We start from the raw sequence: 16,073 nt of genomic DNA, 5'->3' as shown, positions 1-16,073 counted from the left end.
GTCAGCTGGCGAAAATCCGACGTCGCGCTACTGCCCGATGAACGCGGTCAGCGCCGCCACGACCGCGGCGGGTTGTTCGTCCGGAATGAAGTGTCCGGAATCCGGGATGACGACACCGGTCACGTTGTCTGCCCAGGGGCTGATGGAAGCGGCCATGTCGGGGATCGAGCCGTGGGAGCTGGAGATTCCCAGGACCGGGACGGTCAGGTGCTGCCGTTCGAGAGCGGCGTGGTTCTTGCGCGCCGATTCCGCGGCATCGCGGTAGTAGGCGAGCGACGCCCGGAGTCCTCCTTCGGCGGCGAGAGCGGCGGCGTAGTGGTCGATTTCGGTGCGGTCGAAGGGGCTCAGCGCTTTGGCCTTCAAGAACCAGTCCACGTATTCGCGCTCGCGACCGGTGAGGAGGGTTTCGGGGAGATCGGGCACCAGATGGAACGCGAAGTGCCAGGTTTTCCAGGCGCGGTCGGGGTCGGTGGGGATGGAGTCCGGGAGGGTGATTCCGGGGATGCCGGCGTCCAGCAGCGCGAGGCCGTGCAGGCGGTCTTCGTGCTTCAGGGCCAGCGAGAAAGCCACCCAAGCCCCGACGTCGTGCGCGGCCAGCCAGTATTTCGGCACCTCGAGCGCGGTCAGCGCGGCTTGGATCCGCGAGGCGACGGTGTGCGTGTCGTAGCTGTCGTGGGGGCGGTCGGAGTGGCCTTGCCCTGGCAGATCGATCGCGATGACGCGGAAGCGTTCGGCGAGGCCCGGCATCGCTTTGCGCCAAGCCCACCAGGTCTGCGGGAATCCGGCGAGCAGGACGAGAGCGGGGCCAGCCTGCGGACCGCCTTCCACGGCGTGGAGGCCCTCGACCCAGCGGTGGGTGAAGCCCGGCAGGTCATACAGCGGCAATTCGGGCAGCGCGGCGGCAGTCATGGCCCCAGCGTAGCTCATCTTGAACCGGACAGTTCAAGATGAGCTACGCTGGGTGCGACGGCGAGAGAACGGGGTGCGTGGATGGCCGGGAAGAAGCAGTTCGACGTGGACGTCGCGCTCGACGCGGCGATGGTCCAGTTCTGGCGGGCCGGGTACGCGGACACTTCTCTCGACGACCTCTCCCGGGCGACCGGACTGAACCGCAGTTCCATCTACTCCTCGCTCGGGGACAAGGACTCGCTCTACCTGCGCTGCTTGGATCGCTACGCCGCGCGTTACGGAGACCGGTACGACCAGGCCTTGTCGAAGGCGGCCGAGGATCCGCTGCTGGCGGTTCGGGAGTTCTTTGACGTCACTCTGCAACGCATTGCCGACCCCGAGGTGCCGGACGGATGTCTGGTCGCCCAGACCGCGATGGCGATACCGGTGCTGAGCCCGGAAATCGTCGCGCGCGCGACCAAAGCTCTGGGTTTCCAGCAGGCGCGGCTGCGAAAAGCCTTGCGTGCCGCGAAGTTGGCCGACGCCGATGACTTCGCCGTTCACCTCGCGGCGGTCAACCAGTCGTTGGCCGTGATGAGCCGGGCCGGGGCGAGCCAGAAGCAGCTCCGCGCGATAGTCGACATCAGTTTGGGCGCGCTCGCGCGGGCGCGGAACTAGGGCAGGCGCTGGAGTCAGGTGGCGCGGCGCTCGGCGGTCAGCAGATCGAGCAGGCCGGGGAGCCGCCGGTCGATTTCCGCCCGGCGCAACCGGATTCCCTTCCGGTTCCCGTAATTGATCTCGTGGATGAGCCCGGCCTCGCGCAAAACCCGGAAGTGGTGCGTCTGCGTCTGCTTGGACACCGGGAGGTCGAACGAGTTGCAGGTGCGCTCGCTGTCGCTCCCGTCCGCCGCCAGTTCCGCGATCACGGTGCGGCGGTGCTCGTCGGCGAGCGCGCGGAACACCGTGCCCAGATCGGCGGCATCGTCTTCGGACGGAACTGACATCGCCTCACCTCTTTCAGGTACGTCTTGCATCGTACCTTACGGCCGTGCTTGACTGCAGGTACGACGAGATTCGTACCTGAAACCGCGCTCGTCGCTTCCCTCCACCGAAAAGGTTGCTGCTATGACGCCTTCCCGCGTCCTGATCCACGGTGCCGGTATCGCCGGTCCCGCACTCGCCTACTGGCTGGCCCGGCACGGGTACCGGCCGACGGTCGTCGAGCAGGCCAAAGAACTGCGATCCGGCGGCAGCGCCGTCGTCGTCAAGGAACCGGCGCTCACGGTCGTCAAGAGCATGGGCATCCTCCCGCAGTTGCGCGAGATCGCCACCCGCGCGAGCGTCCTCTCGCTCCTCGATCCGGACGGGCGACAGCTCCTGCGGGTCCCGACGACGTCCCCGCAGTCGGTCGAAGTGACCCGCTCCGACCTGTCCGCGGTACTCCACCGGGCAGCGCGCGACGACGCGGAGTTCCTCTTCGACGAAACGGTCACCTGCCTCCGGCAGGACCCATCAGGAGTCGAGGCCACCTTCCGCCGGTCGCCGCCGCGCCGGTTCGACCTGGTCGTCGGTGCGGACGGCATCCATTCCCCGGTGCGCCGCATGGTCTTCGGGCCGGCGGAGCAGTTCACGACCAGCATGGGCATGTACAGCGCGACGGTGCCGCTGGAGCCCGATGCGCTCGATGACCCGGAGGCGGCGGTGATGCTGACCGCGCCCGCCCGGATGCTCACCATCCACCCGTCCCGGGGGAATCCACTCGCGATGTTCACTTTCCGCGGCGGGCGCGTGCCTGGCTACGACCGCCACGACACCGCGCTCCACAAGCGCCTGGTTGCCGAGGCGTACGCGGGCATCGGCTGGCGAAGCCCCGAGTTGGTTGAGGCGTACCAGAATCACCCTGCGCCCTTCTTCGATCCGCTCGCCAACGTGCGGATGGGCAAGTGGTCGCGCGGCCGTGTGGCATTGCTCGGCGACGCGGCATCCGCAGTCGCCCTGCTCGGCGACGGGTCGAGCATGGCGATGGCTGGCGCGCACACGCTGGCCGAAGCGCTCGCAGCGCATCCCGGTGATCATGCGCGAGCCTTTCAGGCGTACGAGGCGAAGCATCGGCGGCACGTGGAGCCGAGGCACCGGCGCGTCGGCCTCGTCGCCACGCTGCTCGTTCCGCGAACTCGGCACGGGCTGGCGCTGCGCAATACCGTCGGCCGTGCTGTCGGCCTCGCTGCCCGAAATCCCTTGCCCGCCAAGCAGAACAGTCGCTAACCGTCTTTGGCGATCTCGCAGAGGGAAGCACGCAACGGCGAACTGCCGCTGATCGGGTCGCCCGGGCCTTGGCTCAGCACGAGATTGAGGTTCGCGCTGCCGTCGCCGAAGGGCGGATAGCCGGGCTGCCCGAGTGAATCGGCAGGCTGCCACCAGCCGTGCTGTCCGCATACGACGTTCGGGCGCAAGTTGACGTTGAATTTCGCCTTCGCGTGGATGCTCCCCAACGGCGTCTCCAGCCGCACCCAATCCCCGGCGTCGATCCCGCGTGCCGCAGCGGTTTCCGGGTGCAGTTCGACCTTGGGTTCGGGGGCGGATGTGCGCAGGCTGGCGATTTCCCGATGCTGGGTTTCGCAGAAAAACAGCGATTTCGCGCAGGTGAGGATCAACGGGTAGCGCTCCGCCAGATCCGGTCGGGAGAGCGGGCTGATCGAGGGTTCGGTAAAGGTGGGCAGCGGCGGATATCCATGGTGCAGCAACGGTTCCGAGTACAGTTCGACCAGGCCGGACGGTGTGCGGAAGCCGCGTTGTTCGTACTTGCGATGGACTGTTTCCAGCGGCAGCCGGATTCCTTCCGGGGCCGCGCGCAGTTGGTCGAGTGTGATGCCGCTGGGCGTGAGCTGATGTTGCCAGGCCGCTTCGATGTCTCCGTTGAAGAACTGCGGGCCGAGCCCGAGGGCGATGGCGAGGTCGAAGATGATCCGCAAGTCCGACCGGGCTTCGCCGCGGGCGGCTACCAACGGCTGTCGCAATTGGACAGTCGACTGCGCGGCCTGGCTTGTCTCGAAACCAATCCGCAGCGCTTCGGCTTCCCATGCACTCGCCGCGGGCAGCACGAGGTCGGCCTGCTCGGCGGTCGGGTTCAGGAACAAATCCGTGTGGACAAAGAAATCCAGCGCGCGGAGAGCGTCCCGCCCCCTCAAGCTGTCGCCGTGCGCCATGACCAGGTTGCCGCCGAAGTTGACCAGCGCTCGGGCACGGTAGGGCACGCCGTCCAGGGCGGCGCGGTAGAAATCCTCGCCGGTGACGAATTCGAACCTCGCCGGGCCCAGCGGACGCTCCTGTACTCCGATGGTCTTGGCGCGCTGCTCGGGCGGCAGCAGTTCCCGGCCGTCGACCGGGTTGGTTGGCACGGGGGTGAACAGCACGTTCCCGCCGGGCGCGTCGATGCATCCGGTGAGCGCGTAGAGCTGGCCGATGGCGCGGACGGTCTGGGTCGCGTTGCTGTGCTGCTCCAGCCCGCTCCAGGTGTAGAACGCGACCGGGCGTTGCTCCCAGAGCAGCCGGGCCGTGGCGACGATCTGGTCAGCGGGTACGCCGGTGATCTCCTCGGCGGCCTCGGGCGGGTACTTCGCGCATTCCTCGACGATCAGATCCCAGACCCGGCGGCCCGAGTCGACCGGCTTCGAAGCGTTGGTCCACCGTTCGACGAATTCCTTGTCGTACCAACCGTTGTCGATCATCACGTGCGTGAGCGACAACGCCAGCGCGGCGTCCGTGCCGGGGCGCACGCGCAGCCACTGGTCGGCCTTGCTGGCCAGCCCGGCGCGCCGGGGATCGACCACGACGAGCTTGGCCCCGCGCCGTAGCGCGGCGGTGGTCGCGGTGGCGTGCGCGAGCCGCGAGACCGACGGGTTGTAGCCCCAGTAGAGGACGCACTGCGCGTTCTCGAGATCGGGCAGGTACGCGCCGGGGACCGGCTCGCCCCAGGTGTAAAGCGTGCCGAGGTGGCGGCCCCAGCCGCAGAGTTCCATGTAGACGGCGAAGTTGGGGCTGCCGAAGCCGCGCCGGAGCCGGGTCAGCCACTCGATGGTGTCCGACATCGCCGACGTCGAGGGCGAGGCGCTGCCGAACACCACCGCTTCCGGACCCGACTCCGCGGCGATCGCGGTCAGCCGGGATGCGATCGTCGCCAGCGCCTCGTCCCAGCTCACGCGCTCCCAGCCCGGGTCGGCCGCGCCCTTCGGAGCGGTCCGGCGAAGGGGGTGCAGCAGCCGGTCCGGATGCGCGACGATCTCGGGCGCGGCCTTGCCTTTGACACAGATCGCGGCGCCGGTCGGATGGCCGGGCAGCGGGCGGAGCGCGAGCAGCCGCCCGTCCTCGACCGTCGCGGTGGCTCCGCACCTCGACACGCACAGCGGGCAGAACGTCGGTACTTCGGTCGCCATCGCGCACCTCCGGGCTCTGCCTGGAAGTCGGGACTGCTCCGTCCGGCGTAACAGCCGAGGTTTCACCGGCGACTTTCCGGGGTGAACGCGCCGGTGCGGTTGTCCGAATTGGTCGCCACCTTGTCGCTGGTGGCCGATCTCGGCATGGGCCGCCCGATGGAGCGCGTGCTGCGGCAGACCGTCATCGCCCTACGACTGGCCGACGCGGCGGGTGCCGACGACAGCGTGCGCGCGGCGGCTTACTACACGTCGTTGCTGACCTGGGTGGGGTGCGCCGCCGACACCAGCGAGCTGGCCGCGTTGTTCGGCGACGAGACGGAGCTGTATGCCGACAGCCACGACGGCGACCTCGCCGGGGTCGCGATGGCGATGTTCGTCCTGCGCCATCTCGGCCGCGGCGGTCCGCGACTCCGCCGTGCCGCGCTCGTCGGCCGGTTTCTCGCCACCGCGGGACGGTCGGTGCAGGAGGTCATGCAGGCGCATTGCCAAAGCGCGAGCGAGCTGGCCGGACGGCTCGACCTCGGTGAGGACGTCTGCCGTCCGCTGCTGCAGTCCTTCGAACGCTGGGACGGGCGCGGCGTCCCCGGCGACGCTGGCGGCGCGGACCTCGACCCGGCGATCCGGCTGGTCCAGCTCGCCGACAACGTCGAAGCTTTCCACGACACCGCGGGCGTCGACGGCGCGGTCACCGTCGCCCGGGAACGCCGGGGCACGCAGTTCGACCCGGCTTTGGTCGACTGCTTCCTGAACCACCGCGCGGACATCTTGGCCGGGCTGGACCGGATCCAGGCGTGGGACGAGGTGATCGCCCTCGACCCCCGGCTCGGCGTCCAGCTGTCCGACGACGAACTCGACCGAGCCCTGCAAGCGTTCGCCGACTTCGCCGATCTCAAATCCCCGCCGCGACTAGGACATTCCCGAGGAGTCGCCGCGCTCGCCGCCGACGGCGCGACCCGGCTCGGCCTCCCCGCCGCGGAGGTCCGATTGGTGCGCCGCGCAGGCTGGGTGCACGACATCGGGATGATCGGCGTCCCGAGCGCGATCTGGAACGCGACCCGGCCGTGGTCGCTCGCGCAGGCCGAACGGGCGCGCACGCATCCGTACCTGACCGAACGGATGCTCGCCGGAATGCCCGGCCTCGCCGCGGTCGCCCGCTGCGCGTCCCATCACCACGAACGACTCGACGGTTCCGGTTACCCGCACGGGCTTTCCGGCGACGCCCTGCCGATGACGTCGCGGGTCCTCTCCGCCGCCGACGTCTACCACGCACTCGGCGAACCGCGCCCGCACCGCCCTCCGCTGGCTCCCTCCGTGGCCGCGCGAACGCTCACTGCGGAAGCCCACGCCGGACGCCTCGATCCTGACGCGGTGAGCGCCGTCCTGACCGCTACGGGGCAACGGGTCCGCCGCACCTCTGCTGGCTTGACCGCCCGGGAGACCGAGGTCTTGCTCCACCTGGCCCGCGGACTGTCGAACCCGGAGATCGCCGCCGCGCTGACGCTGTCCCGCAAGACGGTCTCGACGCATCTGGAGCACATTTACGCGAAACTCGGTGTGACGACTCGGACGCAGGCCGCGCTGGTCGCGATGCGCCGCGGTCTGACGGGGTGAAAGATCGGGCAGTTACCCGATCCGGGTCGGTGCTTTCGGACGTAAACCTGAGGCATGACAACACAACTCCAGGCCTCCCGCATTTCCAAGGCGGGCGCCTTCATCGAAGCATTGAGCAGACAGGACTTCGCGCGGATGTCGTCCGCAATGGACAGCGAGGTGCGGTTGACCGCCTTGCTGCCGCCGGGATTGCGCGAGTTCCACGGTCCGGCCGAGGTCACCGCCGCGTTCACCCATTGGTTCGGCGAGGTCTCCGATTTCGAACTCGCCGAGGGAGAGGTGGACCGGGTCGGCCCGCGACTGCACCTGCGCTGGCGAGCGCGCGTGCGTGCGGAGCGGCTGGGGGAGGGGTGGTTCGCGGTGGAACAGCAGGCATATGTGGACGATGACGCGGACGGGCGGTTTTCGCGGATGGTGTTGCTGTGTTCGGGTTATTGCCCGGAGGACGGGGCGCGCTGAGCTCACCTTCTCGTGAGTGTTTATCCCGGTTAGAACCGGCATAAACACTCACGAGGCCACCCACCCATCAGCCAGCGAGAACCGAAGTCTCCCAAGCGAACCCGTCCGGATCCGTGATCTTCCCGGCGTTCCCGCCGATCGTCAGCAGATGCGAACCCGAACCCTCCTCCGGCACCCCGGCGTCCTTCGCCAAAGCCTTCCGGCCGTAAAGCGCCAGCTTGATCGGGCTCGTCTCGAATTCCACATACTTGCGCCCGTAACTCTTGCCCACCGCGAGCCCGTGCGAGACGTAGAACTGCTTGGTCGCCGCCACATCCGACGCGCCCAGCAGCAGCACCATCTGGTCGTATTCCCGAACCCCCGCGCCGGAATCCTTCTTCGTGGAAGTCGCGACCTTCCAAATCGCACCGTCCGGAGCCTGCACAACTCCGCCGAAACCCCACAGCGACTTAGCGGCGGGCTTCAGCGAAGTGGCACCCGCGGCGAGTGCGGCGTCCAGGTAAGCAACGGCGTTGGCGGGCTGGGAAACGGTGAGCGACAAGGTAAATCCGCGGAAACCAGTGCTCGGCGCGACGGCGTGGCGGAAGCGGAGACGGTCGCCCAGATCGAACGCGGCGGTGTAGAAGCGCTCGGCGGCGGCGACATCGGGAACGTCCAGGGTGACAAAGTCGAATGAGGTCATGCCGTAAACGCTAAGTCCGGCACCAGCCCCGACGCTTCTTGATTCCTGATCGCTTACCGAGCCGGACGTCCGGCCAGCCACGCTTCGCGGCGGCGCGGTGACGCTCGGGACAGCCAAGCGTCCTCGACGACCTCGGCCAGCTCCTGCCGCGTCAGCGAGCCAAGGTGGGCGGCCCGGACGAGCACCGACAGGTGGCCGTCGAAGTGCGGAGTGGTGAAAAACGGGCTGTCCGGGTCCTGGACCAGCGCTTGCTTGTCCGATTCGGACGGTACCCAGAACACGATCACATCCGGATACCGCTGCCCGGTGTCCGGGTCGAAGGCGTCCGGCCGCGGCGTCCGGAAGAACACGAACGACTTGCCGCCGACCTGGTAGACGGGGTTCTCCCGCGAGCCGCGCACCACCGTGACGTGGGGCATCCCCAGCGCCAGCTCGTGCACGTCCTCGACCCGCGCCCGCATGACCTGCACGATACGGCTCCCAGCGCACCGCGTCAGGTATGAACAGGGGATGGTCACGCTGGATCGGCTCGTCAACGTCCTCGGTGGATACGGCGCGCGGTTGTGCTGCTGCCCCGTCGCGCGCGCGACGGCATTGCGGGACGTCGTGATGGACGACCCCGCCGATCCGCGCGGGTTGCGCGGCGACGTTTACCTCGCGGTGGGCGTCGAATCAGTGCTGGAAGCTGTCGAACGGGCCGCTCAAGCACGGGCGTCGGTCGTGCTGGTGCGCGGAGCCACGCCGCCGGGGCCGGACGAGGTCGCGAAAGCCGAGGCTGGCCAGGTCGCGGTGCTGCTCGTGGACCCGGAAGTGTCGTGGGGACAGCTCGCGGGCGTCGTCTACGGCCTGGTCCTGGAAGGCCGCGAGACGGAATCCGGCCGCGGCCCGACCGACCTGTTCGCGCTGGCCGACAGCCTCGCGGACGCACTTGGCAGCGCGGTCACCATCGAGGACCAGTTGTCGCGCGTGCTCGCGTACTCCAGCCGCCAGCAGGGGGCGGACCGAGTGCGGCTGGAGACGATCCTCGGGCGGCGAGTGCCGGACCAGGTGCGCGAGTTGTTCGAACGCCGTGGCGTGTTCGCGCACCTCGCCCAGTCGGACGAGCCGCTGTTCGTCGAGGCCGATCCGGAGCACGGGCTGACCGGACGCATGGTCGTCGCGGTCCGGGCCGGGCGCGAGACGCTCGGGTCGATCTGGGTGGAGTGCGAGGAGCCGCTGTCGGACGTCCGGCGCACTGTCCTGCACGACAGTTCCCGCACGGTCGGGCTGCATCTGCTGCGGTCGCGGGCGAGTGCTGACCTCGAACGGCAGGTCGAGTCGGACCTGGTGATCCGGCTGCTGGAAGGCACCCCGGACGCGGCGGCTGTGCTGAGCAGGCTCGGTTTGCCGCCCGGCCGGTTCCGCGTGGTCGCGCTCCAGGCGCACATCGCCGACGAACGCCACGCCGCGCTGCTGCTCGCCTTCGAGCGCGCGACCACCGGTTTCGGCTGGTCGCGGCCAGGTCGGAGCACGTTGTTCAGCAACACCGTCTACACCGTTCTACCTGGCGAAGACGTCGAGACCGCCCGCGCGTGGATCGACGGGATCCGCGATGCGCTGCCCGCGCAGGTCACGGTCGCGGCGGGGATCGGCGCGCCTGCGTCCACGGCGGATCTTCCGGCCAGCAGGCGGGAATCCGACGAATGTCTCGCCCTGCACGACGTCCGCCCGGAGCCCGGCGCGGCCGTCTCGTACGACGAGTCCTGGGACGACATCCTGATCCTCCGCCTGCGCGCCGCCGCGGCAGCGGGCCGAGCCCCGGCGCGCGGTCCCATCGCGGACCTGGCCAGGCACGACGCGGCCAACTCGACCAGCTACGTCGCGACCCTGCGCGCCTGGCTCGAGACCCAAGGCGACCTCACCGAGGCCGCCGAACGGCTCGGCGTGCACCCCAACACCATCCGCTACCGGCTGCGGAAGATGGCCGACGTGACGCCGCTGCGGCTCGATCTGCCCGCGAAACGCCTGGCGATGATCATCGAACTCGCCGTCGCCGATCCGCAGGATTGACCGATCCGGACAAACGGGCTTGCTCCGTTTGGCCGAACTCGACAAAGACCGTCCGCCGAATCCGGGTCATCCTGGCCGCACCAGCACAAACAGCGGCACGGCTTGGCGGAGGCACACCATGGGCGATCTCGACCGGAAGGACGGCGGACCGCGTTCGGCGATCGTGGTCGGCGCGGGCATCGTCGGACTGTCGACCGCCTGGTTCCTGCAGGAACGCGGCGTGCGGGTGACCGTCGTCGACCGCGAGGGCATCGCGGCGGGCTCGTCGTGGGGCAACGCGGGCTGGCTCTCGCCGGGATTGTCGATCCCGCTCAACGAACCCGCCGTCCTCCGCTACGGCCTGCGCACCCTGCTCGACCGGCAGGCGCCGCTGCACGTCCCGGCCACTCCGGACCCGCGCCTGTGGCAGTTCCTCGCCCGTTTCGCGGCGAACTGCACCCACCGGTCCTGGAACCGGGCAGTGCGCGCGAACCTGCCGTTCAACGAGGAATGCCTTGAAGCGTTTGACATCCTGACCGCCAGCGGCATCGACGCACCGACCGTCGACGCGCCCATCACCGCCCTGTTCGAGAACTCGGCGAAGGCCCAAACGCTGGTCAAGGAACTGGACCGGCTCGGCGACGCCGGGCAGAAGGTGTCCTGGACCCAGCTCGCCGGACCGGAGCTGCGCGAGCACTTCCCGCAGGTCACCGACCGGATCGGGGCCGGCATCCGGATCGACGGCCAGCGGTATGTCGACCCCGGCCGGTTCGTCGAATCGCTCGCCCGCGCGGTGGTCAGCCGCGGCGGCACGATCCGGCACCGGTTCGAGGTCGCCGCGATCCGCAGGCACGAGTACGCCTACACCCTGCTGTCGGCGAACGGCCAGACGGTCAACGCCAACGCCGTCGTGCTCGCCACCGGCGCGTGGCTGGGCGAACTGGCGCACAAATGGGGCGTGCGCGTCCCGGTGCGCGCCGGGCGCGGGTACTCCTTCACTGTGCCGACCGACGATCCGGTGCCGAGCCCGATGTACCTGCCGGACATCCGGGTCGCGTGCACGCCGTACCAGGGCGGGCTGCGGGTGGCCGGGACGATGGAGTTCCGCAAGCCGGACGACCCGCTGTACCCGGCTCGCGTCGACGCGATCATCGCCTCGGCCCGGCCGCTGCTCAAGGGCCTGCGTTGGGACCAGCGCACCGACGTCTGGGTCGGCTCGCGCCCGGTCAGCGCCGACGGGCGGCCGGTGATCGGCCAGACCGGCGCGCCCGGCATGTACGTCGCGGGCGGGCACGGCATGTGGGGACTCTCGCACGGCGCGATCACCGGGAAGCTGCTCGCCGAGCAGATCGCCACCGGCAGGTGCCCGGATGCGCTGCGGCCGTTCGACCCGCTGCGGTGACACCCCAGTGTCCGCCGAACCCGCCGGTCCGCCGCCGCTGACCGGCGACGAGCACGCCGAGCTGCTGTTCCTCCGCGCGGAGAACGCCTTGCTGCGCACCGAAAGAGACATCCTGGTGAAAGCCGCCGGCTGGTTCGCCGCCGACGCCGGCGTGCTCGACCGCCGCACCGAGCCCGAGCCCCGCTGACCGCCGCGGGACTCCTCGAAAGTCCGTGGGGGCTGGGCGCCTCCTGCTAGCCCGGCCCTCACGGACGCCATCCGAAAGGCACCTCTCATGTCGACGACCTCTTCGCGTCCCTGGCTGACCGCCGACGCGCACGCCCGCCTCGCCGCGGAACTCGCTGACCTGCAACGCGAACCCGAACTCGGCGAAGCGGCGGGCGAACACGACCGGCTCGACCGCAGGCAGCACCGGCAAGCGCGGATCCGGCAGCTGCAAGACCTGCTGCAGAACGCCGTCGTCGGCGAAGACCCGCCGGACGACGGAATCGCCGAGCCCGGCATGGTCCTGACCGTCCGCTACGACGACGGCGGCGTCGAGACGTTCCTGCTGGCCGCCCGCGACGAGGTCGGCACCGACCTCGAGGTCTACTCGCCGGACTCGCCGCTCGGGCGCGCGCTGGACGGCGCCAAGCCGGGGGAGCAGCGGGAGTACGAGGTGCCCAGCGGCGCGGTCGTGCGGGTCACCCTGGTCGAGGCTTATCCGTACGGGCGCTATCAGAGCCATGGCTGAAGCCCGTTTCGTGGCTACCCTGAAAGGGTGACCGACGAAGAGCTCATCATCGAGTTCGCCCTCGCCCGGCTCGACAACCCGAGCCTCGACCTCGAGGAGGTCGCCGCGCTCCTCGTCCGCCGGGTCGGACCGGACCGGATGCTCGACCTCGCCGCGCGCAACCTCGAGACGCGCGGCGAACTGCGCGGCGCGATGTTCGAGTCGGCCGTCGAACACGTCTTACGCGTTGTCCTGACACTGCGCGGCCCGGCTGACTGAGCCGTGGACAATTCGCTGACCTGCGTGGACAACACCCCGCATTGACCGTGGACAGCGAGGAGTTGAGGACAAAACGGGCGGCGCGCTGGGATGAGTGCACCGGGATTTCCCGGCTGCAACTCCATTCCGTTTCGTCCGAGGGGACACCCATGAAGATCGGCAAGACGCTGATGGCCGCCTCCGCGCTGGGGATCGCATTCGCCGGGATCGCCGCGCCCGCCGCGTCGGCGGACACCGCGGCGGCTCCGGTGAGCGCGCAGAGCAAGCACACCGCGAGCATCAAGTGCACGAAGCCGTCCGGGAAGAAGGCCAACTACTCGTGGGGCGACGGCGCCACGAACGTCACCGTGTACTTCAACAACCACTGTTCGCACAAGGTGTCCGCGGGCATCGTGCTGAAGGACACGAACGGCGCGATGAGCGTCCAGTGCATGACCACCAATGGCGGCACCAAGGGCAAGAAGAAGTTCCACATCGGCATCGACCACTCGGTCGTGCGCATCCAGAAGGGCTGCAAGCTCTGAGCCCCGCTCGCTGATCCGCCGGGCGGGCCCGGGGCTGCGCCGCCCCGGGCCGCCTGGCAACCTCCAATGGGTCGATGTCGATCATTGGAGGTGTCATGAGCGAGCCCGCGGCCGGGCAGCCCCAGGCCCGCCGAGGTCGCAAGCACATCGTGCCCGACGCGGAGGCGGGTCCGGTCTCCCGGTTCGCCTGCGAGCTGCTGGACTTGAAGCGGGAAGCAGGCGACCCGTCCTACGACCGGATGCGCACGGAACTCGGCGCGGCGGCGTCGAAATCGGCCCTGTCGGCCGCCACGCGCGGACGCAGCGCGCCGTCCTGGCCGACGACCTGGGAGTTCGTCCGGAGCCTCGCGGTGACCGGACTCGGCCGCGACGAGGAGACGGTACGGCGCGAGTGGCTGGCGCGATGGGAAGAGGCGGTCGAGGGACAGCCGTCGGACTCGGCAGGCGAGACCGGTCCACCGGACCAGGCATTCGAGACGCACTCCGAGCCGCCCAGCGCAGAGGACTGGAGCGCAGCCGACGCCCCTTCTCCCGCCGAGCCCTTCGCCACTCCGTCCCGGGAACCTGCCAAGACCCGCCGCTGGGGCTCGATCGTCGTCGCGGCAACCGTCCTGGTCGTCCTCGGACTCGTGGCCGCGGTCGTAGTCCTGGCCACGCCGTCCTCCCGCGACAAGGAAGCTGCCGCCCCGCACTACCCGCTGCCCGGCGACTCGTCCGGCTTCGGCGGCGACGGCCTCTCCGGCGACGTCACCTTCCCCGACGGCGCGAAAACCCGCTACGGCCAGACGTTCACGAAGATCTGGCGGCTGAAGAACACCGGCTCGGTGCCGTGGCGCAGCCGCTTCCTGCAGGTCGCGGGCGGCACCACGGTGCTGTGCCCGTCCCCGCCGCGCGTGCCGGTCCCGGACGCCGAACCGGGACAGCTGGTCGAGGTGAGCGTCCCGGTGACGCCGACCGGCACCGGCGTCTGCCACGTCCTGTGGAAGATGGTCGACGAACGCGGCGCGCTGGTGTTTCCGGACCGGACCGGGATTTTCTATCAGGTCACCGTCACCGTCGAGTAATCGGAGAACGCGCCGCGAGTCCTTTTCGGACTGTCCACAATCGCGCATTTCCGCTGGTCACCGCCCTGGGCAAGAAAACCGTACCCTTTTTCCCGTTCGCTCGTTCCGTTCCCGCTGATTCCATTGTGGACATTTTCCGCCGATGCCCGCCGCGGTCGCGGGACGAATTGGCGAACCGGGAATGGCCGCCGGGGAACGGTAGCGGTCACATGACGATGAGTATCCGAATCGAACCCTTCGCAGGATCACTCCTCCGGGTGGGGTGAGGGGCAATCCGCCAGGCGGGCCCCGATTCCGGTAGCTCAGCGTGAGAAAATCGGGTCGACGAGGCCGCGTTACATCACTCTTTAGTGGTGAAATTGCGATAATTGTGGTCACCGGAACCGGCGGGCGGGCGCGCTGCGCGACGGATCTTGCTTTGCGTTTCCAGGGCGTCTTGATAATGTCGCGCTCTGCCAGGGACCGACAGTTGTGCTCGGTCACGCGTGGATTCGGGGATCCGTGCGGCGGCTTCATTCTTGATGTTCGGAAGGACAATTCATGCGTTCTGCCCTGCTGCGCGGACGGACCGTCGCGGTCGCCGTTCCCGCGCTGGCTCTGCTCGCCGCCGCCGTCGCCCCGCCGGCGCTCGCCGCCGGGTCGCCCGCCGGCTCGGCTTACGGCGCGTCCGCTTCGGTCTCGCTGCTGCCCGGCGTGCTCGGCGACAAGGGAATCACGGTCGACACCGGCAAGATCGCCCCGTCCTCGACGGAGGGCCCGGAGTCCGCGCAGGTGGTGAACGTGCCGCTGAAGGGCCTGGTCACGGCGAAGGTCATCAGCAGCTCGGCGAAGCAGGACGGCAGCAGCGGCCCGGTCGACTCGAAGGCCTCCATCGTCGACGCCGCGCTCCCGGTGCTCGCCCCGCTCGCCGGCTCCACCCCCACGGCCCGCGTGATCAGCTCCGAGTGCAAGTCCGCTCCGGACGGCATCACCGCCTCGTCCGAGCTGGCCGGCCTCGACCTCGGCAAGATCGGCAAGCTCCCGGTGTCGACCAAGCCGAACCAGAAGCTCGGCATCGACGGCGTGCTGCAGGTGATCGTCAACGAGCAGATCAAGCACTCCGACGGCAGCCTCACCGTCAACGCGCTGCACATCAAGCTCCTCGGCGGCGACGTCACCGGCGCGCTCGGCAAGGGCGACATTGTCCTCGCGTCGGCCACCTGCGCCAAGGTCGCGGGCAACCCGACGACCCCGCCGTCGTCCACCCAGCCCTCCGAGCCGAGCAAGCCGGCCACCCCGCCCGCCGAAGGCCCCGGCCAGGTGACCGTCGTGCCGGTCGGCGCGCCGGAGACCGGCGACGGCTCGCTGGCGACCGCCCGGTGACCCGTTCCCGGTTCGGGCTTTTCGCGCTCCTGCTGGCTTTCGTCGCGAACTTCGCCCTGCTGGGCTGCGGTTCGGCGGATGCCCCGCCCGCCGCGGCCCCGGCGAGTTCCGCGGCGGCCGCCCAGCAGGTCGCGGACCCGGTTTCGCTCGACGTCCCCAGCATCTCCGCGCATTCGTCGCTGGTGCCGCTCGGCCTCAACGACGACAAGACCGTCCAGGTGCCGCCGGTCGACCAGCCGCTGCAAGCCGGCTGGTACCACTTCGGCCCCAAGCCGGGCCAGGTCGGACCGGCGGTCGTCCTCGGCCACATCGACGGCAACCACCAGAAGGGCATTTTCTGGCGGCTGCACGAGATGAAGAAGGGCGACAAGGTCATCATCGGGCGCAAGGACGGCTCGACGGCCTCGTTCACGGTGACCAAGGTGGACCAGATCGCGAAGAAGACGTTCCCCACCGAAGCGGTGTACGGCAACACCACGGACTCGCAGATCCGCCTGATCACCTGCGGCGGCGCGTTCGACGCCGAGAAGAAGAGCTATCTCGACAACATCATCGTGTACGGCACGCTCGACAGCTGAGCGACTGATACCGGGGCCTCGTCGTTTCGCGCTCGGGCGAAACGGCGGGGC

Annotated in this window: 18 protein-coding genes; 13 read left to right on the top strand and 5 right to left on the bottom strand. The window is 69.4% G+C overall.

The window, feature by feature from the left end:
- Positions 1-27 precede the first annotated feature (27 nt).
- Positions 28-909: an alpha/beta fold hydrolase gene (locus tag AB5I40_RS16610; protein WP_370939408.1), complete on the bottom strand. Its 882-nt coding sequence runs from the start codon at positions 907-909 to the stop codon at positions 28-30.
- 81 nt (positions 910-990) lie between these two features.
- Here AB5I40_RS16610 and AB5I40_RS16605 point away from each other — a divergent pair, with 81 nt between their 5' ends.
- Positions 991-1,566, top strand: a complete 576-nt coding sequence (locus AB5I40_RS16605) for a TetR/AcrR family transcriptional regulator (RefSeq protein ID WP_370939407.1) — start codon at positions 991-993, stop codon at positions 1,564-1,566.
- Positions 1,567-1,580: 14 nt separating this feature from the next.
- Here AB5I40_RS16605 and AB5I40_RS16600 read toward each other — a convergent pair whose 3' ends face one another.
- Positions 1,581-1,892 (bottom strand): ArsR/SmtB family transcription factor, encoded by a 312-nt coding sequence (locus tag AB5I40_RS16600; protein ID WP_370939405.1) that lies wholly within the window; start codon positions 1,890-1,892, stop codon positions 1,581-1,583.
- Between the two features lie 121 nt (positions 1,893-2,013).
- On the opposite strand from AB5I40_RS16600, the gene AB5I40_RS16595 reads away from it, so the two are divergent.
- Positions 2,014-3,153, top strand: a complete 1,140-nt coding sequence (locus tag AB5I40_RS16595) for an FAD-dependent monooxygenase (RefSeq protein WP_370939403.1) — start codon at positions 2,014-2,016, stop codon at positions 3,151-3,153.
- On the opposite strand, the gene AB5I40_RS16590 is transcribed toward AB5I40_RS16595, so the two are convergent.
- Positions 3,150-5,321 (bottom strand): molybdopterin-dependent oxidoreductase, encoded by a 2,172-nt coding sequence (locus AB5I40_RS16590; protein WP_370939402.1) that lies wholly within the window; start codon positions 5,319-5,321, stop codon positions 3,150-3,152. The two genes, AB5I40_RS16595 and AB5I40_RS16590, sit on opposite strands and share 4 nt — an antisense overlap.
- Before the next feature lie 81 nt (positions 5,322-5,402).
- On the opposite strand from AB5I40_RS16590, the gene AB5I40_RS16585 reads away from it, so the two are divergent.
- Both AB5I40_RS16585 and AB5I40_RS16580 read left to right on the top strand, forming a co-directional pair.
- Positions 5,403-6,932 (top strand): HD domain-containing phosphohydrolase, encoded by a 1,530-nt coding sequence (locus AB5I40_RS16585; protein ID WP_370939400.1) that lies wholly within the window; start codon positions 5,403-5,405, stop codon positions 6,930-6,932.
- Positions 6,933-6,986: 54 nt separating this feature from the next.
- Complete coding sequence (locus AB5I40_RS16580) at positions 6,987-7,391, top strand: nuclear transport factor 2 family protein (RefSeq protein ID WP_370939398.1); 405 nt, start codon at positions 6,987-6,989, stop codon at positions 7,389-7,391.
- Between the two features lie 67 nt (positions 7,392-7,458).
- Here the strand turns inward: AB5I40_RS16580 and AB5I40_RS16575 are convergent, their stop codons facing one another.
- On the bottom strand, positions 7,459-8,073 hold the full coding sequence (locus AB5I40_RS16575; protein WP_370939396.1) for a glyoxalase: 615 nt from the start codon (positions 8,071-8,073) through the stop codon (positions 7,459-7,461).
- A gap of 53 nt (positions 8,074-8,126) precedes the next feature.
- Positions 8,127-8,534, bottom strand: coding sequence for an MmcQ/YjbR family DNA-binding protein (locus AB5I40_RS16570; RefSeq protein ID WP_370939394.1), 408 nt, complete (start codon positions 8,532-8,534; stop codon positions 8,127-8,129).
- 49 nt (positions 8,535-8,583) lie between these two features.
- On the opposite strand from AB5I40_RS16570, the gene AB5I40_RS16565 reads away from it, so the two are divergent.
- The 9 genes from AB5I40_RS16565 to AB5I40_RS16525 all read left to right on the top strand — a co-directional run bounded on the left by AB5I40_RS16565 (position 8,584) and on the right by AB5I40_RS16525 (position 16,022).
- Positions 8,584-10,122 (top strand): PucR family transcriptional regulator, encoded by a 1,539-nt coding sequence (locus AB5I40_RS16565; protein ID WP_370939392.1) that lies wholly within the window; start codon positions 8,584-8,586, stop codon positions 10,120-10,122.
- Positions 10,123-10,240: 118 nt separating this feature from the next.
- Positions 10,241-11,503 (top strand): NAD(P)/FAD-dependent oxidoreductase, encoded by a 1,263-nt coding sequence (locus AB5I40_RS16560; RefSeq protein WP_370939390.1) that lies wholly within the window; start codon positions 10,241-10,243, stop codon positions 11,501-11,503.
- 7 nt (positions 11,504-11,510) lie between these two features.
- The gene (locus AB5I40_RS16555) at positions 11,511-11,690 is read left to right on the top strand and encodes a hypothetical protein (RefSeq protein WP_370939389.1); all 180 of its coding nucleotides are present in this window, start codon (positions 11,511-11,513) and stop codon (positions 11,688-11,690) included.
- Positions 11,691-11,777: 87 nt separating this feature from the next.
- Positions 11,778-12,236, top strand: a complete 459-nt coding sequence (locus tag AB5I40_RS16550; RefSeq protein WP_370939387.1) for a GreA/GreB family elongation factor — start codon at positions 11,778-11,780, stop codon at positions 12,234-12,236.
- 27 nt (positions 12,237-12,263) lie between these two features.
- Complete coding sequence (locus AB5I40_RS16545; protein WP_116200055.1) at positions 12,264-12,494, top strand: hypothetical protein; 231 nt, start codon at positions 12,264-12,266, stop codon at positions 12,492-12,494.
- A 149-nt stretch (positions 12,495-12,643) separates the two neighbouring features.
- Complete coding sequence (locus tag AB5I40_RS16540; protein ID WP_370939386.1) at positions 12,644-13,018, top strand: hypothetical protein; 375 nt, start codon at positions 12,644-12,646, stop codon at positions 13,016-13,018.
- A 95-nt stretch (positions 13,019-13,113) separates the two neighbouring features.
- The gene (locus AB5I40_RS16535; RefSeq protein ID WP_370939385.1) at positions 13,114-14,082 is read left to right on the top strand and encodes an NBR1-Ig-like domain-containing protein; all 969 of its coding nucleotides are present in this window, start codon (positions 13,114-13,116) and stop codon (positions 14,080-14,082) included.
- A 540-nt stretch (positions 14,083-14,622) separates the two neighbouring features.
- Positions 14,623-15,444, top strand: a complete 822-nt coding sequence (locus AB5I40_RS16530; protein WP_370939384.1) for a choice-of-anchor P family protein — start codon at positions 14,623-14,625, stop codon at positions 15,442-15,444.
- Positions 15,441-16,022: a class F sortase gene (locus AB5I40_RS16525; RefSeq protein ID WP_370939383.1), complete on the top strand. Its 582-nt coding sequence runs from the start codon at positions 15,441-15,443 to the stop codon at positions 16,020-16,022. The genes AB5I40_RS16530 and AB5I40_RS16525 overlap by 4 nt, the downstream gene beginning before the upstream one ends.
- Positions 16,023-16,073 lie beyond the last annotated feature (51 nt).

The sequence above is a fragment of the Amycolatopsis sp. cg13 genome (genome assembly GCF_041346965.1).
In the GTDB taxonomy this organism is placed as follows: domain Bacteria; phylum Actinomycetota; class Actinomycetes; order Mycobacteriales; family Pseudonocardiaceae; genus Amycolatopsis.
The sequence above is the reverse complement of the archived record's forward strand: the minus strand, read 5'-3'. Positions and strand labels throughout refer to the sequence as shown.

Coding starts and splice junctions, on each gene's coding strand:
- AB5I40_RS16550 (WP_370939387.1), top strand. CDS start 11,778: ATGTCGACGACCTCTTCGCGTCCCTGGCTGACCGCCGACGCGCACGCC.
- AB5I40_RS16605 (WP_370939407.1), top strand. CDS start 991: ATGGCCGGGAAGAAGCAGTTCGACGTGGACGTCGCGCTCGACGCGGCG.
- AB5I40_RS16535 (WP_370939385.1), top strand. CDS start 13,114: ATGAGCGAGCCCGCGGCCGGGCAGCCCCAGGCCCGCCGAGGTCGCAAG.
- AB5I40_RS16610 (WP_370939408.1), bottom strand. CDS start 909: ATGACTGCCGCCGCGCTGCCCGAATTGCCGCTGTATGACCTGCCGGGC.
- AB5I40_RS16560 (WP_370939390.1), top strand. CDS start 10,241: ATGGGCGATCTCGACCGGAAGGACGGCGGACCGCGTTCGGCGATCGTG.
- AB5I40_RS16540 (WP_370939386.1), top strand. CDS start 12,644: ATGAAGATCGGCAAGACGCTGATGGCCGCCTCCGCGCTGGGGATCGCA.
- AB5I40_RS16570 (WP_370939394.1), bottom strand. CDS start 8,534: ATGCGGGCGCGGGTCGAGGACGTGCACGAGCTGGCGCTGGGGATGCCC.
- AB5I40_RS16530 (WP_370939384.1), top strand. CDS start 14,623: ATGCGTTCTGCCCTGCTGCGCGGACGGACCGTCGCGGTCGCCGTTCCC.
- AB5I40_RS16580 (WP_370939398.1), top strand. CDS start 6,987: ATGACAACACAACTCCAGGCCTCCCGCATTTCCAAGGCGGGCGCCTTC.
- AB5I40_RS16590 (WP_370939402.1), bottom strand. CDS start 5,321: ATGGCGACCGAAGTACCGACGTTCTGCCCGCTGTGCGTGTCGAGGTGC.
- AB5I40_RS16600 (WP_370939405.1), bottom strand. CDS start 1,892: ATGTCAGTTCCGTCCGAAGACGATGCCGCCGATCTGGGCACGGTGTTC.
- AB5I40_RS16575 (WP_370939396.1), bottom strand. CDS start 8,073: ATGACCTCATTCGACTTTGTCACCCTGGACGTTCCCGATGTCGCCGCC.
- AB5I40_RS16565 (WP_370939392.1), top strand. CDS start 8,584: ATGGTCACGCTGGATCGGCTCGTCAACGTCCTCGGTGGATACGGCGCG.
- AB5I40_RS16595 (WP_370939403.1), top strand. CDS start 2,014: ATGACGCCTTCCCGCGTCCTGATCCACGGTGCCGGTATCGCCGGTCCC.